This is a genomic window from Paenibacillus sp. FSL H8-0315, assembly GCF_038005365.1.
In the GTDB taxonomy this organism is placed as follows: Bacteria; Bacillota; Bacilli; order Paenibacillales; family Paenibacillaceae; genus Paenibacillus_AQ; species Paenibacillus_AQ odorifer.
In genome coordinates this window covers 5,077,435-5,102,672 of sequence record NZ_JBBOTA010000001.1, presented here as the reverse complement: position 1 = coordinate 5,102,672, position 25,238 = coordinate 5,077,435, and the positions used below count along the sequence as shown (strand labels likewise).

Below are 25,238 nucleotides of genomic sequence, written 5' to 3'. Positions count from 1 at the left end.
GGTGATTAGCCCATAAATTTTAATTGGAGGCCATTTATGAAACTTGACCTGTCGGAAGAATCCCTTCCCGTCTATGAAGCTTTAGCCAGCTCAGTACGCCTGCATATGTTGCGTTTGCTTGCCGAAAATCCTATGAATGTTAAGGAATTGGCCGCAGCAGTAAATTTGAGCAGCGCCATTATGACTATGCATGTGCGTAAGCTGGAAGCTGCCGGACTGATCCAGACGCATATGGCACCTGGTCGAAGTGGTCTGCAAAAGATCTGTACTCTTGCTGCTGAAGGAGCAGAAATCACCTTCCCAGGCAGACAGATCAATGAGCGCAAAAGTTATCGCAAGGAAATTCCGGTTGGACATTACTCCGACTTCCTGATCGAGCCAACCTGTGGTCTTGCAACTACTGAGAAAGTGATCGGCAGTTTTGATGATCCCCGCTATTTCTGGGATCTTGAGCGTATGAATGCGGGGATTCTTTGGTTCGGCAAAGGATTTATCGAATATAAAATCCCTAATTTCCTCCTCTCCAGCCAGCATCCTGAGGAACTGATTATAACCATGGAAATTGCTTCCGAAGCACCTTCCATTAATAATAATTGGCCTTCGGATATCACATTCACTCTGAACGGAGTGAAGCTTGGATTCTGGACAAGTCCCGGTGACTACGGGGATAGCCGTGGTAAATATACACCGGCCTGGTGGCCAGCACTCACGAACCAATACGGCTTGCTCAAGCAGCTGCGCATTACAGCGAAAGGTACATTTATGGATGGTTTGAAGCTCTCAGAAGTTACCCTTGATCAAGTGAATATCCGTGACAAACAGTGGTCTTTCAAGCTTTCCGTAGATGAAGATGCCGAGCATATTGGCGGGATTACTCTTTTTGGCAAAGGTTTTGGAAATTATAATGAAGATCTAATCGTTGAGTTGTTCTATACGGATAACCAAGAATAAAGCCGCATTCACCTCCCATTGGAGAGTCGAATGCGGCTCTTATTTTAGCTTAATTCTTTTCGATAAAGGGACCCCACAAGCCACCCCCCGGCAATGGACAACTACGTTCCTTAAGCTTGGCTACTACGGGGATGATGCAGCCGCAAGCGACGCAAGTTACCCCTTCGTGCAGCTTAGGGCAAGTCCCACAAAGGGCAACCCGTTCAGCGTAAACTTCATCTGGAACACAAAACTCTGGCTTAAACATGGAAGAAGACAAGATACGATTAATCTGCGTTGGCGTAACTTTATAATCCTCTCTGCATCCCTTGCATGTTGATGTTGTTGACATGGTAACACCACCTTAAGCCTTCGGCGTAATCTCCAGCACAGTTACTGACATTGGAGGCAGTTCAACATTAAGAAGATCGCCCTCCAGAGTGAAGGCAGTGAAGGCTTGCGGCACTACCGCCTCCGGTTGGCTGAAGGTATTGTGAGCATCAATTTTATCACCGGCAAGTGTTGTGCCTGTCACTTCAACCTTCTTCCCGGAAAGACCACGAAGCTCAAGTGGAACAGCAGCAGAAGCAGCATGGTTCAAGTTGCAAAGACTGACATGGATGATTCCAGAAGCAGTTACGGAAGCCGAAGCAGATACTTCAGGAATCTCACGGCCTTCAAAGCTGTAAGTGCCACTTTCCAGTGCTAAATCCAGCAACTCCGCATCCTGATGGACTTTAAACATATTGAATACATGATACGTTGGGGTCAGCACCATCTTTTCCCCTTCGGTCAATATAACTGCCTGAAGTACGTTAATCGTCTGCGCAATATTTGCCATCCGTACCCGGTCACTATGTTTATGGAAAATATTCAAGGTCACGCCTGCTACAAGAGCATCCCGAATTGAATTTTGTTGATACAGGAATCCTGGATTCGTCCCCGGCTCTACATCATACCAAGTTCCCCACTCATCTACGATAAGACCTACTCTTTTATCCGGATCATATTGATCCATAATAACGCCATGTCTGGTGATCAGCTCATCCATGCGAAGGGCTTTCTCTAATGTACTAAACCATTCACTCGTTTCAAAGCCTGTAGCTGCGCCTTTATTCTCCCATGCTGGACCAGGAATTGTATAATAATGCAGGGTAATCGAGTCCATAAAGCGTGTTGCCTCACGCATCAGAACCTCCATCCAGTGATAATCATCCACGTTAGGACCACAAGCAATCCGGTGAATTCGATTGTCCCCGTAATTTCGTACATACGTCTGATATTGGCGATAAAGATCTGCATAATATTCTGGACGCATATTCCCGCCGCAGCCCCAGTTCTCATTCCCCACGCCAAAATAAGTCACAGCCCAAGGCTCTTGATGACCATTCTGCTGGCGAAGCTCGGACATTGGAGATACGCCTCCAAAGGTTAAATACTCCACCCATTCGGACATCTCTTGAACGGTACCACTGCCCACATTACCGTTAATGTAAGGCTCACATTCCAGCATCTCACATAATTCCATGAATTCATGCGTACCAAAATGGTTGTTCTCAACCGTTCCGCCCCAGTGAGTGTTAATCATACGTTTACGACCTTCACGGGCTCCGATACCATCTTTCCAGTGATATTCATCCGCGAAACAGCCACCTGGCCAGCGTAGTACAGGAATTTTAATTTCCTTAAGCGCTTTCACGACATCATTACGAATACCGTTGGTGTTAGGAATAGTTGAATCTTCTCCAACCCAAATCCCTTCATAAATGCAACGGCCAAGATGCTCAGAAAAATGTCCGTAAATATTTCTGTTAATCGTCCCTTTGCGAATGTCAGTATTAAGGATCGCACGTTCTGCCATGGTTAAATACCGCCTCTCAACGTTTATATTTTTATTAACTAATTAATAATTATATAAACATTATAAGACGCTGCTTAGGTATCCGTCAATCTCCAATATGAACAAAAGCTATTCTTTATCAATAGGTTTCTTTATCCCGTCTTCATAATAGTCAAAAATCAGCTGCTGCTGCGTTCCTCTTACCCCGTAAAACACATCAGAAATTTGTTTCCCCTTACGTCTTAACTCGTTCTCCAGCCACTCTTGGGTCAGGCCATTATCCTTAAGATTATCTGCGAGCATTATTCCATCCATAATCAATTCAACGGGAAAGCTCTGAGGAACGGACAACAGCTTTAGATCTTTTCGGGTAACATATTGGTACTCTTGTTTCTTTAATACAGACACCATTCCGTTATCTTCCAGCACAGCGTATTCTACTACCTCTAGATTAAAAATTTCCTTTTCTCTCAAGGCCTGATCCAAAGAATCCAACGAATATCTTACCTTTTTCATATTTTGCTCAAGAATTTTCCCATCCTCAATAAGTACAGTGGGTGAACCTGAAATCCAGCTTCTCATTTTACGACTTTTTAAAGCGATGATAGATAGTAAAAAAGATGTAACGGTAACGACTATAAGCGCCAGGATCATGTAGGAAGAATGCAGTTGTTTATTAAACGCCAAGTTCGCGGCTATTGAGCCCAATATAATACCCGTCACGAAATCGTGGAAGGTCAAGTTAGATAACGTTTGTTTTCCCAATATTTTGGCGATCAGCAAAAGCATGATCATAGCAACAAAGGCCCTAAGCACAATGTCCATATATACCTGCATCTCTAATGCTCCCTTCCTATTCAATCCTCCATTATTCACAAACCGAGTAGAAATGAAACCTCAACGAAAGCTCTGCCCATCCAAATCTGCCGATTTCTCTAAACGCCAAAAGGGCTCTGGAATGGTTCTACTGAACCTACCCAAAGCCCTGGCTTCAAATTCTTACTTTTCAGTCTTAATTGCTAAAAGATTGTATAGAACCATTGCGCTCTCAGCTCGAGTTGCTGAGCCTCCCGGAGCGAATTGCTGGTCACTTCGACCCTGGATAAGTCCAAGGGCTTGGGCAGCAATGATCGATTCACGGGCCCATGAGGCAGCCGCACGCAAGTCACCGAATTGGATTACAGGCTTCGGTTCCACCTTTTTCCCGCTGACATATTCGTAGGCTCGCATCACCATGACCGCCATCTCTTGGCGGGAAATAGGGGCTTCTGGAGCGAAGAGAGTCTCACTCACCCCATGGACTATCCCCGCCTCTACAGCCTGCGCCACTTCCTCCGCATACCACTCATCCGCAGATACATCCGCAAATGCTGTAGATGATTTCCCTTCAAGTCCCAGCAAGCGGATCAGCATAGCTGTAAATTCTGCACGGGTCACTGACCGGTTCGGCTCGAAATTCCGAAGTCTGACTCCTTGAATCAGATGTTTGGCCGTTAGCTCTTGTACAACCGCCGCCGCCCAATGTCCAGAAGGAACATCGTCATACGATTTGTTGTATTCCAGCACGGCATATGTGCCTAAGTGTTCGGTGCGCAGAGCCACCTTGCCCTTCAGCCAGGAACCGCCCGCATACTCTATATTTCCGGAATCCGGAAAATAATAGCCGCCGAGCAAATTCCTTTTGGCCTCAGGGTAGGCGTTAAGCTCTAATGTAACGGGCTCAACAAATTTGGGAAGTATGCTTCTTGTACCGTCACCAGCAACAATATACAGGTTAAAGAGAAGGAACTCTCCTGCCTGGTTTAGCACTGCACCAGATTTCTTCTCTGCGCTAGCTAGTATTCTCTGCGCCGCTTCCCCATTCACCTCAGAAGCCTCCAGAAAGATCTGGCTGCCGGCCAATTGCTCCGCAGGAATCAAACCCCGCAATTGTTGAAGCACCGCTGCCGGAAGGGTCACATTAAAGTTAGAAGCCTCTACCCGAAGCGGCTTCTGTTTGAGCATGTCTGCTGCCATCCCCGGCAATACTAGCATTCTCAATTTACCCTCGTAGACAATGGCTTCCGAAAGATCGTTCAACGAAGCTGCGTTTAGTTGCAGCCGCCCCGCCGTTACCTCCGGTACGGAAGGCACTTGTGGTTGCGGACTCGGAACAGTTGAAGTAGTCTCTTCCGCTTGTAGAATCTGAAGCCTCAGACTGCTCTGCCGTCCTCCGTAACTTGCAGTAATCACAGTCATGCCCGGATCAAGTGCTTGCAGCTGCCCCGTTGCCGTTACTGTGGCTACCTTCCTGTTACTGCTCTCGTAGATCACACCCTCGGTTACCGTAAGGTGGCTATCATCACTATATACCGCCGTTGTGACCACCTTACCGCTCTGCCCTATTTCCAAGGATGTCGGACCGCTTAACGAAATAGAGACGAGCTCCGGCAGTTGTCCATACACCTTTAATAAATAGGAAGCGGTCATGTTGTCATATACGGATGAAATAACCGAAACGCCCGGTCCTTTAGCTTCAATATGGCCATCTTTGCCTATACTTGCGACGTTAGGATCGCTGCTCTCATAGACTATACCTTCGGTTACTATATAACGGCTGCCATCGCTGTACACTACCGAAGTAACCGCCGTTCCGGTCTCCCCGACAGCCAGGCTTTCCGGGCCGCTAATTGCCGTTGAGACTCTTTCTGTAGGCTCCATGACTGTCACCTGAAGCTGTCGGAAAGGCTCTACATTTCCAGCCTTATCCACCGAACGATAATCGATCCCGAAGGTTCCGGGGTTCTCGATATATACGCTCTGAGTAACCGTATTCCATGCACCACCATTGAGCCGGTATTCTGTCCGCTTGACTCCCCAGCCGACAGCTCCCCCATTGGATTGGTCGGTGACATCAAAAGTGATATTGACTTTGCCCTTATATGCGCCCCCTTCTCCTGTTTCTCCAAGTATGGTAGCCTTCGTGACTGGAGGTGTTGTATCTTTCGGCAAAATTTCCAGATACGCGGCATATTTGCCATTCTCATTCTTACGGCTTCTTATGTCTGTGGCGAGATTATAGCCTACCTGCCTAAGAGCCAGACTTATCACCGGATCGGAAGGGAACTCCGTGCCAACCCATGAGGTAATATCGAACTGCCGCCACTGCTCCGGTCCGGAAAAAGTCTGCAGCGCAGCTTGAGTACCGATTTTTGGAGCATTATTGTAATTTAGCGTTGCCTCCGTCCAATCATCATCTTGGACTCCAAATACACCGATATCGGACAAAGTGCCTGCCCCGTCATTTGTCTTTCCGAACACATTCAGCTTCACAGAACCAACTTCACCGAGAAATGGACTCAGATCGAATTTTAGATAAACCCTTCTGTCTGTGTCCCCGCTGCCATTTCTGATCTGCAAGTAATTGACCGAACTATAATTGACTGCAGCTTTCGATCCTCCATTGACATACGCATCTTCAGAAACATACAGCTTCGTTATTGCCGCTTCGTCTGGTTCCGAATCGGAAGGCTCAGAAGGCTCGGCATTCGGATCAATTCTGAACTTGACAACATGGCTTTTTCCTTTGGACCCGCTGGTATGAATTGCGAGTTCAATCCTCGGTGAGGTCTGCAGTACCGTTACGGTTGGATCTTTCATCAGCTCTTCCAGCGCGGTTCTGCCGACATCCACATTCACCACAGATTGAGACTGTGTCGGATCCGAAATGGCTATCGTCAGTTCATCTCCAGACTCCTTGATAATAATGGAGGCTGGATGATTGGCGCGCACGGATTCGATCATTCCCGGTACCCAGAAGTTCATAGCCGTAAGTCCCAGCTTCTGTTCCTTGACGGCTTGCACACTATCCGTGTTGGCTATAATTTCGATGTCAGGACTACTGCTGTAGCGCGCTGTCGCCGTTTCATCCTGATTCGGCAGAAGCACATACGAATACGATTGATTCACCGGATTCGTTCCTTGAGCAATCGACAGGCTGGCATAATTTCTCGTAATCGGCTCCGTTGATCCCCCTTGATTAATATCCTTCCATGCGCCAGTCCGAGACTCACGCAGACCGTCTATCGTTGGGGCATCAGGGAAATAATAACCGATTCCCGAGCCGGGAACATTGCCTTCCAGATGTGCCCAATGCACCTGATTCATTGACTCAGACCAACCCAGCGCGGATGGCTTGGCCTCTCCGTTGACCGTAAGTACATTGTCTCCGCTCGCCTTGAGCTTACGGTTATCTACGATGGTCTCCACCTTGCGGTTATCCGTGCTTGTAATGCCTGCCCCAAGTGCTACGATTTCATCATCGAACATGAACCAGGACTTTTTACCGGACAATGTGCTGTTATCCGGATCCAGATCCATGCCGGCCGCTCCATAAAGGCCGTCTATGGATGATCCTCCCACCCATGTTTTAGATGTAGTCTTGGCTGCACCGCGACTTGCCCCATCCGATGTAACCCCAGGCAGACGATAAGCGTTCACGGTCGGCCAGAATGCATCTGCATATTGATCCAGATCCTGATTATACAGATAGGTCATGCCTTCGCCTGTATACCAGCCCTTCAGATTCTCTGTGCCCGCTTCATAGTTGGCAATTCGGGCCGAAGACATGCTGATCCCAAAGGCATATCCAGGCCGATGGTGGACAATCCGGTCCATAGCCGAAAACTGCTTATGCACAGTAAGGTCTCCTGATGGCTGCACCTCTGGATCGTCCATAAGCGTCTGGAGCAGAACAATATCGGCTACTCTTAGACCGTCGTAATAACTTTCTACTACCGTATCGGCTTCGAACCAATACTTCACCATCGATTTAAATCGGGCCGCTTGCTCCGGTGGCGCGGAAGAAGCCAGCCGCAAAATATGCGACCAAGGCACGAGCTGCCGGTTTCCCCGGGCTATCGATCTACCGAACACCATATCCATCATTAATTTTCTGTAGACGAGAGGTTCATAAGAATCCGTTACCCAGTTGTATACATTCTTCATATTGGTATCAGTCAGCGGCCAAGAGGACCCTGTCAGCAAAGTCATCATTTTCATCATATCGCCAAGCAATACAGCCCCATAACTGCCGGTATAAGCAATATTATTATGCTGGATAAAGGAGCCGTCCTCATAAAATCCGTCTCCGCGGGTCACATAGGGTAATACTTGGCTAACTGCATCCCGCCCTTGTTTGATCTTCGCGCTGTCACGATTATAAATGCCCCTCAAGACCACTGCCAGTGCTTTATCCAGCCGATTCGCGCCGGTTTCCATCAACGAGGGTTGATTGGTCCGTTTGGTTGGGTCCGGGCAGAATTTATCAATGGCTTTGGTATATTTGGTAATCTGATCGGCTGACAAATACTCGAACATTAAGGTCATCGTATCTCCCAATGCAAGCGGAATGCCGATCTCCCATTCGAACCAATTGCCTTTCTCCAGTTTAGTTTCGTTATACCAATTCGCGTATAAGAAATCTAAACCATCCAGAATATCTGATTTCAACTGCATATTCTCGTACAATGGTGAGCCGGATGTCGAAAAGGCAATAGCCATATCCTTCAACCGGTTATAAGAGGCTGCCGTATCAAAAGCATCCGCTGTGCTGCCCGGCTTATCGCTCCATAAATAAGTACGGTTCATTTGCTTGTTCATCGTATCCCAGAATCCAGTTCGCTCCTGATTACTGATCTTATCGGATAAAGTCTTTATAGACTTGGCAATGTCCGGGTTATTCGGGTCGAAGGATTGCCCTCCGGTCAAATACTCCACCCATCTTCCACGAAGCTCGTCATATTCGTCTTTTGGAGTCTCTCCTTCAGTAATATTAAATTTCAATACATGCGTTGCCCCTATAGAATTCTTCACATCCACCGTTATAACTGTATTTCCCGAAGCTTGCACTACATCCGTCTTGCTATCTTTGCTGAGCAGTGTCAACCCCGGTATATCCAGTTCCAGGGACAATAGGTTTTGCGACTGAGTAGGATCAGACACCGAAACGACAAGCTCCTGATCGATCTGCCGAATCATCACGGAAGCTGGATTGAGTGCCTTGATGGAATCTACCGTTCCTGGATTCCAGAAATTAGCGGCGGTTATGCCCAGCTTCTTCTCTCTGACCGCATGCACATCCTCTGTATTGCGCAGCACTTCGATATCCGGGTTGCCACTGTAATCCTCAGTACCTGAAATGTCACGATTAGGCAACAGAACATAGGAGTATGAGCCATTCGTAGGCGTATCTCCATGCTCAACTGCCAGGCTTAAATAGTTGCGCGTAATGGGAACATCGGATTGAGTGGCATTAATCTCTTTCCAACTGCCGGTTCTGGCTTCACGTTGCGCCAGTATACTTGGAGCTTCAGGGAAATAGTAGCCCACGTCGGCACCTGACACATTACCCTCCAGATGGGCCCATTGAACGTTCTTTAACGTCGCTGACCATCCGGACTGTGACGGTTCTACAGCTCCGTTGATTAGAAGTTTGTTGTTTCCCACTTCGTTAAGCATCCGGTTATCGATAATCGTCTCAACAGACTGCGGGCCGGCAGTTGATTTGGAAATTCCCGAACCAAGCGCCACAATCTCATCATCGAACATAAACCAGGATTTCTTGCCTTGCAAATCGCTACCGGTCACTTGGGAGAGTGAGAAATCCATACCTGCTGCACCGTATAGGCCTTCCAGCGACGATCCACCCACCCAGGTTTTCGGATTCATGTAACTTTTCCATTCCACAGGCACCATTCCCTGCCCCGATCCATCCGTTGTCGTGCCAGACAAGCGGTAGGAATTGACGGTAGGCCAGAAGTCATTGCGGTATTGGGTCAGATCCTGATTGTATAAATAGGTCATCCCAATCCCCGTATACCATCCTTTCAGGTTCTCGTTGTTCCCTTTCTCAAACGCCGAGATGCGATTCGAGAACAGACTCAAGCTGAAGCCGTAACCTTCGCGTAGATGAACCACCCGGTCCATGCCGGCGAATACCTGATTCTTAATGAGAGCTCCTCTTGGATTGATCTTCCCGTCATTCATCAGCTTTTTCACAATCGTTATATCGGCAAGCGACAACCCTTCATAATAATTGCCGGATGTCATATTCGCTGAAATCCATTCTTTCGCCGCTTGCTTAATAGATACTGCAATATTCTCCGGAGCAGTTTCAGCCATCCTCAGCAAGGTGACAATTAACCCTCTTGCGCTGCCGCTTCCTTTTCTAGATATACCTCTGCCATTTACCGAATCCATAAAATGACCGTTGTAGATCACCGGCTCGTAAGTCTGAGCCACCCATTCGTAAATGTTCAGAACATTCGGGTCCGTTATTGGCCATGGAGAATCGGTCAGCAGATAAGACATGTCCGCCGTCCCTTTGAGCCAGACCGAACCATATCCTCCCGTATAGGCAATATTATTATGCTGAACGAGGGAACCATCCTTATACACACCGTCACCATGAGTCGTGTACACATACTCGGAGCCAATGGAATCACGGCCCTGAATGATCTTTGCACTGTTGTTGCCAATCACGCCTCTTACCGTGACCACAAGCGCTTTATCTAGTAGATTTGCTCCCGTCATCTTCGTGCCCTTAACGCCAAGAACCGACCCTACTTTGGGGTCTGGACAGAAGGCATCAATAGCCGCAAGATACTGATTGATTTGCTGCGGTGTTAGATAGTCATACATGAGCACCATAAGATCATTCACAATCTGCGGCGTGCCAATCTCCCAGTCCCACCAGTTCCCATAAGCGCTTTTGCTCGGATTATAGCGGTTTGTATACATCCAATTGATTGCGCTTACAATATCGTTCGCCAAAGCGCTGTTGCCGTAAAGCTCCGATCCCTCCACAGAATAGGCCAATGCCATAGTCTTCAAGCGATTGTAAGCGCTTGTAATAAACTGCGAATCTGTAGTGCTCGCGGTATCACTCCACAAGGAAGTGCGGCCGGAGGATTTATCCATACTCTCCCAAAGTGCAGCAGCCGATGCAGCCTGAGCGCTAATACTAGCAGCTATATCAGGATCACTCCCATCGTATTGACCACCACTTAATCGGTCGTACCATTTCAGCCTCAGTTTATTGTAGGCCTGTATCGTGTCGGGAGCTTCGACAGTAACCAGACATTCAGCTGCAAGGCTACCATCCGGTGTGGCGATCTTGATGGTCGAAGAACCGATCCCCGTACCCATTACATTACCAAGTGCGTCCACAGTCGCAGCTTCTGGATTGCTCGAAGTCCACACTACCGTTTTATCCACCGCCGTTATAGGGGATAAAGTCGGCAGAAGTGCAACCGTGTCCCCTTTGACCATAGAAAAGGCCGTACGGTCTAGCGCAATTCCTGTAAGACCCGCATATTCCTCCAATGCGATATCATCTATCCATAGCTTTCCTTTTCCAGTCTCCAAAAAAGGCTCGATGACTAGCTTCGTCGCGTTAGCCGGCATAGTTAGAAGTACTTGCTGCATACTCCAGTCCTGTGTGCCTGTTATTTTGGGAGAGGAAGGTCCATCTCCCACTTTGGCAGTATTGTAATACTGTGTTCTAAAGTAGGCTCCCTGTCCAGTGACGTTGTCCGTCTTTAACCAGACTTTAAGTCTGTAGGATTTACCGGGGATAACCGAAGTTACCCCCTGATTGATGGAAATCCTGCTTGTGGCAAAGGCATCGAACAGCATGGACCGGGTTCCTTCATGCGCAGTGCCAGCGTCTATCTTGATATTCGCTGTTTTATTCGTGCCTTTCCCGCTACCTGTAGGGACCCATAAGCTCCAGCCCACCGGAGCAGCGTCTGTAACCCCTGTCCAGATTGAGTCAAGGGCTGTCGTTGTATTCTCAAAGCTTCCGTTAAGCATAAGATTTGATGCAGCCGCAGATGCCCTGCTATGCGAGGGATAAAGAACTCCCCCACAGGAAGAAAAAAGATCAACAATGAGAACTAATACTAAAAATAGACTTGGTTTACGCATTTGTTCACCCCAATCTTAGAATTGGTTAAAGCTAAAGGCATCTACAAGTTATCATCCTGCACAAAATTCAACACGGCGTCATCGACGGCCGAAGTTCTTCCCAGATCAGGAAGGTTCACAAGCTCAATCTCGCAAGTCTCCGCACGGCCATGCAGCTCCAAAAGAACCAGCTCATTGCACCCCTTGCGCAAGAGTGGACCAGGGATATATAGCGCCTGCTGCGGTCCAACGTTCCAGTAACGGCCCAGATTAAATCCGTTAATCCAGGCGACCCCTTTATTCCATCCATCGAATCGTAGAAAGGTATCGCCAATCTCCTCCGCCTCGAAGCTCCCCCGGTAGAATCCGGGCAGACCCGAAAGGGGCGCAGCTTGCTGCTTCTCCACCGGATGCTTCTTGTACGCTAGTGAAGCCAGCTGTTCCTGTTCCAACGGCAAAGTACGAATCGTCCAGTTATATTGCAGCTGGTTATCAATCCGAACCCCGTCCAGAATCCCTTTCGGATCGCGAATGAGCGGCCCGTAATTGATTCGTCCCATGTTCTCGACGAGGATATCCAGCTGCGCTCCCCCAGCGGGGATGGAAAGTTCCAGTGGCAGCGGATTCCAGCGCTCAATCACCCCAAGCACCTGTCCATCCAGGAAGACCTGCGCCCGATCGCGCACGCCCTCGATGTAAAGCTTCTGTCTAGAGCGCGGCCCTTTCACATAAGTGCTGTACAATATAAAACCATAGGATTGTCCGAGCTTCTCCATCGGCTGTACACACACGCTGTTCACCGTCTCTGATAACTTCTCCAGATTGGAAGCCGTGAATAGTTCCGCTCTTTCCGTCAAAGCGACTTTCCCGTAAGAAATCTTCGGAATCGGCTCAGGGAATGGACAAGTCGGGGCAAATCCATGGTTGCTGAGTACCGACCGGACAGCTTCAAATTTCGCCGTCGTATCTCCCCATTCCGTGAGCGGGGCATCATAGTCATAGCTTGTAGTCGTCGGCTCGTAGGTGACGATATGATTCGCACCATTATAGAAACCAAAATTGGTTCCACCATGGAACATGTACATATTAAATGAGGAGCCCTGGGTCAGGATCTCATCCAGAACACCTGCTACATCCCCGGCATCGCGTACATGATGATCCTCCATCCAGTGATCAAACCAGCCGTTCCAGTATTCCATCACCATAAGCGGCTCTTCAGAGCGGTATTCCCGATATTTGCGGAAGGATTCCTCTGTACTGGAGCCGAAATTGACTGTCGCATGCACATCCTCCAGTGTTCCGCCGAGCAACATCTCATCGGTTGGCCCGTCGGAAGTAAAGAGCAGCACATCGATCCCTCTGCTGACCAGTCCATCACGCATATAGCCCAGGTAGCCACTGTCATTACCATAGCTGCCATATTCATTTTCTACCTGAACGGCCAGAATTGGTCCGCCATGTGTGGAGAGCAGCGGAACCAGCAGAGGAATTAGCTCATCGTAATAACGGTCTACCTTGCTTAAATAAAGAGGGTCACAGCAGCGAAGCTGGAGTTCCCCGTAAGCTAGCAACCAGCCCGGCAGGCCTCCGAACTCCCACTCCGCACAGATGAATGGACTCGGTCTGACAATAACATGAAGCCCAAGCTCCCCAGCCAGCTCGATAAAAGATACCACATCGGCCATGCCATCAAATACGAACTCCCCTTCTTTAGGTTCATGTATATTCCAGGCGATGTAGGTCTCCACGGTATTGAATCCGCAGGCTTTCAATTTCAGCAGCCGGTCTTTCCAATATTCAGGCACAACCCGAAAATAATGAATGGCTCCCGATACGATACGATAAGGCTGTCCGTCCAGCAAATAGTGTCCGTCGTTCCAGGTGAGCAGGCTCATTATCGACAACCTCCTTTATTAATATTTATTCTAACGATTCCCCGCAGTGGTAGACGGCAAGCCGTCTGATCTTGGGGCTTGCGGCAGCTTCTGACACCCGTAAGCGGATTTTCTCTGCGACAACCGGAGGGAAGGCATCGATTTTCTTATGGCCAATCGAACTGCCACGCTTCAACTCCAGCCACGCTCCGTTGCTGTACGCTTCCAGCATATATCCTTCTACTCTTTCGCCGTAAGCGATATCCTCCATAATCTCGACATGATCAATCACAGTAGCTGCTGGCAATTCCAGTTCAACAATATCTCCAGTACCTGCTGTTACCGCCAGAGCCTTGTCAAATCTGCGTCTTATCTCCTTGCCGAATTCCAGCAGCCGCTGCACATCAGCCTCCGGAAACAGCCCGCGGTTGTCAGGAGCTACATTGAGCAGCAAAGTTGCCCCATGTCCAACCGAACGATAATAAATATCCATTAGCTGCTCCAGAGACAGCAGCAGATGCTCCTCCTCAGGATGCCAGAACCAGCGGTCTTTACGGATGGGCACATCGCATTCCGCAGGCACCCAGCTCGGCGTTCCGGGAAGCCAGTTCAATGAAGCTTCACTGAACATGCTACCCCGCGCAGAATTCGCAGTGTTCCAGCATGGATAAGGAGCAACGCCATCCTCATTGCCAACCCAGCGGATCGTTGGTGCCCCCATATTAAACACCATGGCGCCTGGCTGATGGCGCTTGATCAGATCCATAATCCGCTGCCAATCGTAATTGCGGCCCTCCGACCCTGCGCCGTCGAACCAAATTTCCGTAAGCGGACCATAGCCCGTAAGCAATTCCTGCAATTGCAGGGCATAGAAATCATCGTACGCTTGCGGATCTGCATAACAGGGCTCATGTCTGTCCCACGGAGACAAATAAATGCCGAAGCCAACTCCAAGTTCACGGCAAGCCTCCGCGCATTCCTTGACGACATCGCCGCGCCCTTCTTTCCATGGGCTAGAAGCCACAGAATAAGTACTTGTCGCAGTCGGCCACAAGCAGAAGCCATCATGATGTTTAGCTGTCAGTATAAAATAACGGAATCCAGCTTCTTTGGCTGTACTAACCCATTGGTGGGCATCCAAATGAAGCGGATTGAAGACCGCAGGTGAATCATTGCCTTCTCCCCACTCCTGATCGCAAAACGTATTGATGCCAAAATGGCAAAACATCCCCAGCTCCAGGTCCTGCCACTCCAGCTGTTCCCTAGAAGGCAGCGCCAATTTCTCTTCCGGCTTGTTCTGTGAAAATCTGCTTTCCATCATTTCTACACTCTCCCATATGTTTGTGTAGACCCAATATATAAATAAGGCTTTGGAAAGCCAGTTGATGACCTTCCAAAGCCCCGTCCACAACTTGTGATACTTGCTTATTCCCTGTTTATTTGATGACACCTTTTTCGTTGATAATTTTTGTTGCTTCATCAACCATCCATTGCTGCACCTTATCAATCGATTCATTTCCAAGCATAAATCTGCTGAAGCCGTCATCGATTATTTTGGTCAATTCGGACGTTGCCGTCGTCATCACCTGCGCACCATCAAGGAACTGGATTGCACTGTCAAAGAGTGTATATTTGAGTGAATCCATATCATACATATCCTCTTTGCCAGCTACCAGTTTGGTCAGCAAGGCTTCATTATCCGCTTTTTTATAACCGGAGAATTCCAGTCTGTTATCACTAACAGCCGTTGACATAAATCTCATCAGTTGGAAAGACGCCTCTTTGTTCTTCGAAGTAGCGCCCATCGCCAGCATATTGCCGCTGGTGAAGTATTTGCCCTCGTATTCTTTCGGTTCCGATCCTGCCGGAGGCACCGGTACCGGAGCAAAAGCTGTCTTGAAATCATGCGGATACTGCTCTGTATTGCCCGGATCAGCAATCGTCCAGTTACCAGCCAGAATCATAGCGGCTTCTTCATTAAAGAATTCCGTGCGGTAATTGAGCTTAGCCGCTAAAGCGTCTGCATAAGTTTTCGCAGATTTATCAGCAGATTCCATATCTTTGCGCAGCTGGAAGAAGTATTTATAGGTTGGATCCGCGAAAATGGTCGTCCCGTCATCATACACGAATGGATCTTTCATCATCGTTTGGGCCGGTGCGTTCATATACAACTCCCAGGTGTGGAAGTATGTGCCGTAACGTTTGTCTACGCCTTCACCTTTGGTCAGTTTTTTGGCATAGTCGCGGTAGTCATCCCATGTCCAGCCAAAAGTAGGTACAGGCAGACCCGCTTCATCCAGTGCATCTTTGTTCAGCATTACATAGTTGCTGCTCTTGGTATATTGCATCCCATAATAGTTGTTGTCTACCTTAGCATTCACATAATATTCATCCTCAGGAACGAGGTTATCCTTCTCATAGAATTCATTCAGCGGGGCAAGTGCTCCCCGGGTCGCCCGTTCAAGTACGCCTCCAAGGCTTGGTACCTGAACAACGTCAATCGCTTCGCCGGATGAAATCAGGAAGTCGAGTTTCTTCAGCATCTCCACAGAATCACCGGGAACGAGTGTCACATGCTCTACCTTGATATTTGGGTTCTGATCCATAAATTCCTGCAGCATGGCATCCGTGCCTGCTGATTGGGCTTCATTGTCCCAGTTGTAATATTTGATGGCGACTTGCTTGTCCACCTTGGTGTTCCCGGTATTCGTACTGGCTTCAGCACCGCCATTCTTCTCTGAATTTCCGGAATTTCCACAGGCGCTTAACGTTAAGGAAACCGCCAGCATGGAGCCTAGTACAACGGATAATCTTTTTTTGCCCTTTGTTTTCATTTTACTTCCCCCCGCACTGAAATTTAAGTATAGTGCCTTGTTCATTTCTTATTATAGGCACCCGCTGTACAGGCCAAGTGCACAATTTTGCTGTAGTAGGATCACATTTTTGACTTTTACCCTCTTTTGCAGACTCGCAAGTCAGCCCTTTACGCCTCCCAAGGAGATTCCGTTAATGACTTGCTTTTGCAGGGCAATGAACACGATGACCAATGGGATGATCGCCGAAACGGCTGCCGTCATCATAATCGCATAGTTGTTCGAATAATCATCTCGGAACAGTGTCATACCGAGTGGGATAGTGTACAGATTCTTGTTTAGCAAGAAGATCAGCGGATTCTGGTAGTCATTCCAGGTCCAGATAAATTTAATGATCGCCACGGTAGCGAGCACCGGCTTGCAGAGCGGAACAATGATAGACCAGAATATCCGCAAATGGCCTGCACCATCAATTCGCGCCGCTTCAATATATTCGTCGCTGATACCAATCATAAATTGCCGCAGCAAGAACGTGAAGTAAATGGAGAACATACTCATTAATACGATAGCAGCATGAGTATCATAGAGGCCGAACCAACGAATCAGCAGAAAACGCGGAATCAGCGTGGCCTGGTCAGGAATAATCATGAATGACAGCAGCGCCAGAAAGACCATATTCCGTCCTTTAAACTTGATTTTGGTCAAGGCATACGCCGACATAGATGAAATGATCAGTGTGATGCAGGTTGTAATAATCGCAACTTTAAAGGAGTTTAAATAGAAATGGGAGAAAGGTACCCGTCCCATCCAAACCATCTTGAAATTATACGCTACATTGATCTTCTCGGGAATCCATTGGATCGGGAAGCGCATTACATCTTTTTCATATTTGAAGGCTGCGGAAATCATCCAGATCAGCGGAATAAGAAATACAATGGACAAAGCCCCCATGATGCAGGTAGTGATCACTCTGGACATATTTTTTCTAATCAGTTGCATGTTAATCTCCCCCTTTTATTCTTCATTTCTCATTTTCCAAGTGGCTGCGGTAATCAAGCCGATAACAGCGAATAGCAGCCAGGAAATTGCAGAAGCGTAGCCCATGTTGTAGTATTTGAACCCTTCCTCATAGATCCTGAACACAAGCACGGTAGAAGAATTATTCGGGCCGCCTTCGGTCAAAAAGGCGATGATGTCGAACACCTTAAACGAGCCAATCAGCATGGTAATAAGCAGGAAAAATGTGGTCGGACGCAGCATCGGAACTGTGATGGCAAAGAATTTTTTCAGCGCGCTGGCGCCATCTATTTCGGCGGCTTCGTAGATTTCATCGGAAATATTCGTCAAGCCAGCCATATAGATAATTATGGTGTAGCCAAGACTCGCCCAAGAACTGATAATAGCAATGGATAACAGTGAGGTCTTTGGATCAACTAGCCATTTCGGAGGGCTGGAGATTCCAAACTCCATCAGCAACTGATTGATTGGTCCAAGAGACGGATGGAACAATGCACTCCATACGGCAGCTATCGCAATAATCGAAGAAATATAAGGAATAAAGAAAGCCACTTTAAAATAATTTTTGAGGAACACACTGTTTTGAATCAATGCCGCGAGCACCAGCGCAATCGCAATCGGGATCGGCACGGTCATAATCATATAAAAAGCATTGTTCTTCAAAGCTTGAATGATACTCGGATCATGGAACATTTTGATATAGTTATCCAATCCGATGAACTCGATTCCTTTGACTCCCGACAATAGATCCCATTTCGAGAAGCTCAAATAAAGTGAGAATCCAAGCGCAAATACATTAAGAAAAAGCATCCCGACAATTTCCGGTGCCAAAAACAGCCACCCGGTTAAAGCCTCTTTCCGTTGCGGAGTCCAGAATTTCCGCTTCTCTTGCAGAATTTTTGGCACAGGTTGTTTTGCAGCCTCCACGTTGTATCACCTCGACAATTTGATTTGTCATTATAGTAATACATCCGCCTTCCGCAAGAAGGAGTGATTATGACCCGGAATGTGCAAGATTTTGACCTTTGTCCGCCGACAACAAAAAACCGCCCTAGAGGGGCGGCGAGTCTGTTCATATCATTAACAATTGTGCTTCTCAGCGTACCGAATGTTTGGATTTATATTCGCTTGGCGTTGTTCCTACATATTTTTTGAACACTTTTGAAAAATAGGTTCTGTCCGAATATCCCAGGCCGACGGCCAGCGACTCCAGATTCTGGCTGGAGATTTTCAGCATTTTGGTAGCGACCTTCATCTTGTGCTGATGTACATAGTCCGTAAAGGTCAGGCCAGTCATGCGCTTGAAATAACGCGAAAAATAGCTTGGATCCAGAAACAGATAACGTGCCATATCAATTGAGGTGATATTATCGCCAAGATGCTGGTCGATATACTGCTGGATAAGCTGCAGCTTGGGCTCCTGCGGAGAAGCTCCTGTCACCTGCTGCTTGCTGCCTGTAATCTGTACAAGCTTTCTTTCCACCAGTTCCATCGTATCTTCAAGTGTGCGGGTCTGCACAAGATAGACGAACAGATCCTCATCGAACATCAGGCTCGTAAACATTAACTCGATGCCGCGGAGCATAAAGGATAAATCCCGGGCGAAATCGCCAGGATGAATAGACATTGCTTTTGCAGTCCTAGCGATTTCCTGTAGAGTGCCACGGATGGCTTCAAGGTCTTTTTTAATCACGGCCCGTTCCATCTGCGGGATATAGCTGTCCAGAAATCCTTGGGGAGCAGGCTGGAAACGTGGAGAAGCGATTTGCAAAGTATCCAGAACCGTGTAATCCGCACTTGCATAGAACTCGCATTTGTCCTGAACAATCTGCCGATGGATCTGGCCAATCGCCTGTAGCTCCATTTTCTCTGTGACGGCAATAATGCCCGGTTGAATCTTAAGAAGATGGGAGCATTCAGAACACAGCCGCTGTAAATAATCATGAAAATGAAGACTGGCATTCTGCGCCAGATTCACACGGTAATTATATAAAATCACAATATTCTTTTGCTCCAAGAAAGGCGTAATCCCTTCACATGTTTCGGACAGTTCCAAGGCTATATTGTAAATAGCATATAGAATAAGTGGATACTCACTCTGCTTGTATCGCTTGTCGAAGCTGGAAAAATGAATACTGACCGTGCCCAGCATAAACCACGGATACGTCCAGGATATGCCGATTTGCGCCGCATAGGCCAGTGTGGTTTCAGGCGGAGCACCGCCAATCACCCTTTGCAGCAGGTTCTGCCGGAAGAGCTGGCTGTTGTAGCCTGTCTCCCCATGGCTGATCAACCCAATCTTCGACTTAAGCAAGTGTACGGACTTGGCAAGGCTTTTCTCCAGTTGCTCTTCTGTAAGCTGGTCCTTGATTAAATAATCATCCACTTTCAGCTTTACCGCTTGCTGAGCATAATGGAAATCCTCATGACAGGTCAGGAAAATAATTCTGACCTCCGGCTTCATGCGGGTGAAGCAATCGGCTAGCTCAATGCCGTTCTTTTGCGGCAAACCAATATCCGTGATCACAATGTCAGGCTGCACTTCCTCAAACATTAATAACGCCTTGGCACTGGAATAGGTGCTGCCGACAATCTGCAAGCTATGTGCCTCCCAGTCAATCATCTGCTGAAGCACTTTGAGCATAGGAACATCATCGTCTATGAGCATCACTTTATACATCAATATCCCTCTCTCTCTGACAGATTAACCTGATGATTGCCTTGCGGCAAATACAGAGAAACGGAAACCCCACCCTGCGGCAGATTATGCAGCGACAAGCGGGTATCCTGACCATAGGTCAGCCTCAGCCTTTGAACCACGTTAATTAAACCGACCCTTTGATAAGCTTCATCCTGTTCATCGTCCTTATACAGTAACCTGCGGTTCAGGCCCGCCAGAACTTCAGCCCCTGCACCGCAGCCATTATCTTCAACTTCAATCATGATCCCATCAGGGACCGTTCGCGAGCGAACGACAATACGCGGTGCCGGGTGGTCAACCAATCCGTGGACGATTGCATTTTCTACAAGGGGCTGCAAAATTAGCTTAGGGACGATGAGCTTCTCTGTATCCTTTTCCAGATCGACCTCCAGTTCAAGAGGGATTTCGTTACGGATCTTCATAATATCGATATAATGGCCAAGCAGTTTGCATTCTTCCCGCAAGGTAGCCGGTTCATTGACCTTCAAATAAGCCCGGAGCAGACTCATTAATGAATCGATGATCCCGCTATGCAGCTTATCTTTGGCCAAAATAAGGCTACATTTAATCGAATTCAACGTGTTGATCAAAAAGTGGGGGCGGATCTGCATAAACAGCGCCTCCAGCTCCATCACCCGCTTCTGTTCCTGCTCCAGCTCGATGTCGTGAATCAGTCCTTGCAGCTGGTCCAGCATAGTATTCAACGTCTGCCCCAGCTCAGCGATTTCATCCTTGCCCTTGACCTCCAGCCTGACATCAAGATTCCCCATCCCGAACTGGCGCACAACGCGCTGCAGCTTCATGATCGGGCTATGCAATCTTTTGGCAATCAGCATGGAGGTAGCCGAAAAGACAATAAATAAGAGGAGTACCAAGCCAATGCCACTATAAAATGTCCGCGAGATCTGGCCCGACCATTCTTTCTCCGAAGCTTCATAGATCAGCTGCCAATTGGATTTGTCGATAGCTCTGGCTGTACGAACGCTTCCTCTCGCTTCCTTGCCTTCTGGAGCCAGCTCTGAGTTCCCAGCGATCAAGCCTCCTCCAGAATCAAATAACGCAACCTTGCCAAATTCGACGGGTCCGAGCAATTTATTGAAATAGGATTCAGGAATTGAGATCAGCAGCACGGACACCTGCCGTTTCTCCCGGCTGTCATAGATTACTCTGGCAATATAATAGCTGCTGCTTTTACCGGAACCGCTGTCAGCCATCCCAAGCCATTGCAAGGTCTCCGGTTCGTGGATATTGACACGGCTCATCAGCTTGTCCAGGTTAGCATTGATTACAGATAAATTCTCCGTCCCAGAGGAGATCACAAAGTGTTTCCGGTTGACCAAATACATGCGAATATTATTATTCAACGGCTTAGAGTTGATGAGCGAAAACACATCTTGAATTTGCGTGAAATGTACATAATCCTGATAGCTATTTAGCCGCTCAGTATCCGCAAATGACTTCAGATTAGCGCGGAAATTGGTATCGTTTACAATAAAATGGGAAGCGAACGTCACATCATCAATAGTTTTATTTAGTTCGTCAATCATAACGTTCAGGAAGTTATCGTTGCTGAGCTGCAGCTTCTCTACCATCGTATCCCGGATGAGCACGAAGGAGATGATCGATACTGCAATCAGCGGGATAAAAATCAGCAAAAGAAATGAAACCTGGATACGTCTATAGTAAGTGAATTTGAACATGTTTTCTCCGCGCCTCTCTCATGCTCTTTTCTTTTATTCTATCAGCCCGTTGTCCAGTATCATACATTATCTGATTACCGTGACTTTCTTTTGACCGTCTGCAGAAACCATAAGCACTACTTCTCCAAAAATTTGTACGCCTTCCACTACATAGGAATCTAAATGACTGGATGGAATCTCGTGGCTGATCACGATAATATGCTCCTCATTCCTTTCGGGGAGGATGATGCGGCAGGCCTCCGCCTGTGCAGCAGCCACCGGTTCACCCGTATGGCGGTAAATCGGCACCTGTTCGACGAGCGGACAGAACAACTCGCCCGCAGACTGCGGGTACAGCACCTGCATGATCGAGACCGTTCCTTTCCCCTTTCGGGAGTACACAGCATACTGATTGGGTTCCAGCAGATTATATTCGCGGGAGATTACCCCAGCATCAACCCTGCCCTGAAGACCATCAACATGAACAGGAAGGATACAAAGATTGGCTTCCCGCTCATTTTTGGTACGGCATATTAGCGTTCCATCTTCCATATGAACCGTTCCGGGTGCAAAATGAAAATGCTGGGAAAATGTATGCTCCTGCCGGGAACTGAAGCTGTCCACCAGAAGCCAGTAAAAAGGCTTAATAAATAGGATCCTCCTTAACGGGTAGACCGGATCATCCAAATGACGGTAGCCGTCATGGCTGCCCTCTACATAATCAAAGTCCGGATGGCTGATCCATTGGCAGCCCGTTGGCTTCGCAATCTGAGAGAAGGACCATGTATCCGTGACTTCGGTGAATCCAATTCCGTCGACAGTGGTCGTATTATGGGCAGCGCTTTCTTTTAGCGCTTTTCTAAGTGGTGTATGATCACTATAGTTGTATCTGCCAAGATCGGTAAGCAGATCCCGCCCATAGGCATACAGATCGAAATGTAGCAGATCCGCGTGCCCATGTCCACCCCCAAGTGGTCCGCAGTGAAAATATAGGTACAAATCCTGCTCGTCCCAGCCCGTTCGCATCACATAATGACCGGAATGTGCATAAGAGCGTGACAAGTTTGGCGGTAGCTCCGCATTCAGCCGCTCGTAGCCCTCAACTCCATTTATCCCAAACAACCAGGCATTGTCATAATCCATTTGATCGTATCCGCCAAAACGGAGTACAGCATCCTGAAATAACCAGCCCGCATAAGTCAAAAGCGAACGAATATCGCTGTCATCACTATCGCCAAGCATCGGCTGCCGGTGATTCGGTTTGGCCCAATATAATGAAGCGACAGCCATTTGCTGAACCTTTTGCTGAAATTCTTCCTGAAGCTCCAGTCCGTTCAATCGGGCTAAGCGGATGCAGTCGAGGAAACATACCAAAACCTCATGGTGATAGGTAGGCGATTGCTCCCAGTGGATGCCGTCCGCCATAATCTGAATTCGCGCCGTCTCTCCCAATCTCTCCTCACTGAGCTGTCGCCAGTTATTGGCGCTAGTGAACTCAGGGAAGTAGAGCGCAGTTTGGAACAAACCACAAGTCTCCAGCACCCCCCAGTTGCTGATCTTCTTCCAGCCCGTAAACGATAAAGCTAAATATTGGCCGTGTTCATGCAGAGATATCATCACTTTGGCCAGCAGCGTCGGTGTGAGCAGCGGACTATCCTGTATATAAGACAGCGCTTTAATCCAGTTAGCACAACGAAGGCCCGCTTCAATTGTACGCCATGTCAGCGTATCATTCGTAGGCTTGTCTGGAACGGGGGTACGGTCTATCCAATCTTCAAGCTGGCAGCAAAATGCTCTCGCATAAACCTCTTTACCTGTTATCGCATACGCTTGTCCTAATGCCACCCAGTAGCGGTGGCGATTCAGCATATAAGCCCATTCTACATCCTTGTCCGGAACATGACGCCAGTCAATTTCTTCCTCAAAGGTAACCGGAATGCGGCTGCGCTCCATATCCCAGGGAAAACGAAAGAGAAACGTCTGCTCCACAACTTCATCCGCTGTCTTCATTACAGCTTCCAGCTCGTCTGCACAATAAAGCCGTACATAGTCAATAAGCTGCTTCCGGTTATCCTCTTTCCGCCAGCCCGGCGTGCTCTGTCGGGTCAAATACCGATGTAATTCAGTCAGCGCATCGTCCTGCCGCGCTTGGCTGAGCGCACTCTTCACTAGAGCTAAAGCGGGCAACTCAAGGTTGAGCAGCGCAAAGACGGCATAGGGGGAGATTTGTCTGACATCAGCGTTCATACCAGTACCCCTTGTTGCCTTTTTGCAGCCGCATCAATGCTTCAAGATAGAAATAATCTCCCCAGATCATGAAGTCATCTGGAGACAGATCGCCGCGCACATGGTAAGAACCATGCTTCAGCAGCCCCTCCGCCTCTTCACCGAGCGTGGAATAGTTCTGCACAAGCGAAGTCATCGACTGCACTAATCCCTGCTGAAAATAAGCCCGCTCCGAATCCCCCCCATCCATTAGCTCCAGCAGTTCCTGTAGTCCGGCTGCTACTATTGCTGAGGCCGAGCTATCCCGGTAAGTATCCGGAGATACCGGAGCATTAAAATCCCAGTAAGCGACATGATCCTGCGGCAAATGCTCCAGAAAATAGCGGGCCATCCGCTTGGACGTTTCCAAATACAACGGATCTTTGGTATAGCGGTAGGATAACGCAAAACCGTAAACACCCCAAGCCTGCCCGCGCGTCCAGGTCGATCCGTTAGTAAAGCCCTGATGAGTGGCGCCGCCAATCGGCTCTCCGGTCTTCGGGTCGAAGAAAAACGTATGGTAAGAGCTGTCATCTCCCCGTACCAGATACCGTCTCGTTTTCTCCGCCTGCATGACCGCCACTTCCCTGTATACGGAATCACCGGTCTGTTCTTCTGCCCAATACAAAAGGGGAAGATTTAACAGACAATCAATAATGATCCGCCCGCCTTCCTGAGTATCCCCCTCCGGTCCCCAAGCCTGAATATAACCGCCTGCTGTACGCCAGCGCTTCAGCAGCAGGTCTGCCGCCTGCAATGTCAGTTGACGCGCTGATTCGTCTTTATCTATAATCCACTGGGCTTTAGAGGATAACGAATACAGGAAGCCAATGTCGTGATGATCAAGCACGGTCTTTGCCGCGAAACGGCGGCGGAAATCTTCTACGGTATGGGATGCCGCAATACGGAAGCTGTCATCCCGCGTATATTCATAACACAACCACAACATGCCGCTCCAAAATCCGTTCGTCCAATCGTCGTTGTTATTGAGCTGATAAGTTCCATTCCTGCTGACATGAGGGAAACTGCCCCCGAACCGGTCTATGTTCTTACGTACCTTCTCTATCGCATCTTCAATCGCACTGCTCCACATAAGTTCCTTGCTCCCTTCAGGCTCTTCGTTTCTTACGTTTCATGATAAGGAGAGTGAACAGGATCTAATAGGGGCGATTT

The 25,238-nt window shown here is 48.2% G+C and carries 14 protein-coding genes; 1 reads left to right on the top strand and 13 read right to left on the bottom strand.

Annotated elements, in window-relative coordinates:
* The first annotated feature begins 36 nt into the window (after positions 1 to 36).
* Entirely contained in the window at positions 37 to 951 is a 915-nt protein-coding gene (locus tag MHB56_RS22145) for an ArsR/SmtB family transcription factor (RefSeq protein WP_076100540.1), read from the top strand.
* 49 nt (positions 952 to 1,000) lie between these two features.
* On the opposite strand, the gene MHB56_RS22140 is transcribed toward MHB56_RS22145, so the two are convergent.
* The 13 genes from MHB56_RS22140 to MHB56_RS22080 form a co-directional block, all read right to left on the bottom strand.
* A complete protein-coding gene (locus MHB56_RS22140; RefSeq protein WP_076100542.1) occupies positions 1,001 to 1,282 on the bottom strand; it encodes a DUF6171 family protein in 282 nt (93 codons plus the stop codon).
* Between the two features lie 12 nt (positions 1,283 to 1,294).
* On the bottom strand, positions 1,295 to 2,791 hold the full coding sequence (locus tag MHB56_RS22135; protein WP_076126263.1) for an alpha-N-arabinofuranosidase: 1,497 nt from the start codon (positions 2,789 to 2,791) through the stop codon (positions 1,295 to 1,297).
* 108 nt (positions 2,792 to 2,899) lie between these two features.
* Positions 2,900 to 3,607: a DUF421 domain-containing protein gene (locus MHB56_RS22130; protein ID WP_076126261.1), complete on the bottom strand. Its 708-nt coding sequence runs from the start codon at positions 3,605 to 3,607 to the stop codon at positions 2,900 to 2,902.
* Between the two features lie 162 nt (positions 3,608 to 3,769).
* Positions 3,770 to 11,737 carry a polysaccharide lyase family 8 super-sandwich domain-containing protein gene (locus tag MHB56_RS22125; protein WP_341144018.1) on the bottom strand — a complete coding sequence of 2,656 codons (7,968 nt, stop codon included), beginning with the start codon at positions 11,735 to 11,737 and terminating at the stop codon, positions 3,770 to 3,772.
* 41 nt (positions 11,738 to 11,778) lie between these two features.
* Complete coding sequence (locus tag MHB56_RS22120; protein ID WP_341144017.1) at positions 11,779 to 13,611, bottom strand: glycoside hydrolase family 35 protein; 1,833 nt, start codon at positions 13,609 to 13,611, stop codon at positions 11,779 to 11,781.
* A gap of 25 nt (positions 13,612 to 13,636) precedes the next feature.
* On the bottom strand, positions 13,637 to 14,911 hold the full coding sequence (locus MHB56_RS22115) for an alpha-L-fucosidase (protein WP_339172434.1): 1,275 nt from the start codon (positions 14,909 to 14,911) through the stop codon (positions 13,637 to 13,639).
* Positions 14,912 to 15,026: 115 nt separating this feature from the next.
* The gene (locus MHB56_RS22110) at positions 15,027 to 16,424 is read right to left on the bottom strand and encodes an ABC transporter substrate-binding protein (RefSeq protein WP_076192894.1); all 1,398 of its coding nucleotides are present in this window, start codon (positions 16,422 to 16,424) and stop codon (positions 15,027 to 15,029) included.
* Positions 16,425 to 16,565: 141 nt separating this feature from the next.
* The gene (locus MHB56_RS22105; protein WP_036675652.1) at positions 16,566 to 17,402 is read right to left on the bottom strand and encodes a carbohydrate ABC transporter permease; all 837 of its coding nucleotides are present in this window, start codon (positions 17,400 to 17,402) and stop codon (positions 16,566 to 16,568) included.
* A 15-nt stretch (positions 17,403 to 17,417) separates the two neighbouring features.
* Entirely contained in the window at positions 17,418 to 18,347 is a 930-nt protein-coding gene (locus MHB56_RS22100) for a carbohydrate ABC transporter permease (RefSeq protein WP_051490863.1), read from the bottom strand.
* 169 nt (positions 18,348 to 18,516) lie between these two features.
* Complete coding sequence (locus tag MHB56_RS22095) at positions 18,517 to 20,100, bottom strand: response regulator transcription factor (RefSeq protein ID WP_076100553.1); 1,584 nt, start codon at positions 20,098 to 20,100, stop codon at positions 18,517 to 18,519.
* Positions 20,100 to 21,821, bottom strand: coding sequence for a sensor histidine kinase (locus MHB56_RS22090; protein WP_340395225.1), 1,722 nt, complete (start codon positions 21,819 to 21,821; stop codon positions 20,100 to 20,102). Before MHB56_RS22090 ends, MHB56_RS22095 begins: the two co-directional genes overlap by 1 nt.
* Before the next feature lie 66 nt (positions 21,822 to 21,887).
* Entirely contained in the window at positions 21,888 to 24,047 is a 2,160-nt protein-coding gene (locus MHB56_RS22085) for an alginate lyase family protein (protein WP_341144016.1), read from the bottom strand.
* A complete protein-coding gene (locus tag MHB56_RS22080) occupies positions 24,037 to 25,158 on the bottom strand; it encodes a glycoside hydrolase family 88 protein (protein ID WP_341144015.1) in 1,122 nt (373 codons plus the stop codon). Before MHB56_RS22080 ends, MHB56_RS22085 begins: the two co-directional genes overlap by 11 nt.
* Positions 25,159 to 25,238 lie beyond the last annotated feature (80 nt).

Coding starts and splice junctions, on each gene's coding strand:
- MHB56_RS22135 (WP_076126263.1), bottom strand. CDS start 2,791: ATGGCAGAACGTGCGATCCTTAATACTGACATTCGCAAAGGGACGATT.
- MHB56_RS22125 (WP_341144018.1), bottom strand. CDS start 11,737: ATGCGTAAACCAAGTCTATTTTTAGTATTAGTTCTCATTGTTGATCTT.
- MHB56_RS22085 (WP_341144016.1), bottom strand. CDS start 24,047: ATGAACGCTGATGTCAGACAAATCTCCCCCTATGCCGTCTTTGCGCTG.
- MHB56_RS22080 (WP_341144015.1), bottom strand. CDS start 25,158: ATGTGGAGCAGTGCGATTGAAGATGCGATAGAGAAGGTACGTAAGAAC.
- MHB56_RS22095 (WP_076100553.1), bottom strand. CDS start 20,100: ATGTATAAAGTGATGCTCATAGACGATGATGTTCCTATGCTCAAAGTG.
- MHB56_RS22140 (WP_076100542.1), bottom strand. CDS start 1,282: ATGTCAACAACATCAACATGCAAGGGATGCAGAGAGGATTATAAAGTT.
- MHB56_RS22120 (WP_341144017.1), bottom strand. CDS start 13,611: ATGAGCCTGCTCACCTGGAACGACGGACACTATTTGCTGGACGGACAG.
- MHB56_RS22115 (WP_339172434.1), bottom strand. CDS start 14,911: ATGATGGAAAGCAGATTTTCACAGAACAAGCCGGAAGAGAAATTGGCG.
- MHB56_RS22110 (WP_076192894.1), bottom strand. CDS start 16,424: ATGAAAACAAAGGGCAAAAAAAGATTATCCGTTGTACTAGGCTCCATG.
- MHB56_RS22145 (WP_076100540.1), top strand. CDS start 37: ATGAAACTTGACCTGTCGGAAGAATCCCTTCCCGTCTATGAAGCTTTA.
- MHB56_RS22130 (WP_076126261.1), bottom strand. CDS start 3,607: ATGCAGGTATATATGGACATTGTGCTTAGGGCCTTTGTTGCTATGATC.
- MHB56_RS22090 (WP_340395225.1), bottom strand. CDS start 21,821: ATGTTCAAATTCACTTACTATAGACGTATCCAGGTTTCATTTCTTTTG.
- MHB56_RS22105 (WP_036675652.1), bottom strand. CDS start 17,402: ATGCAACTGATTAGAAAAAATATGTCCAGAGTGATCACTACCTGCATC.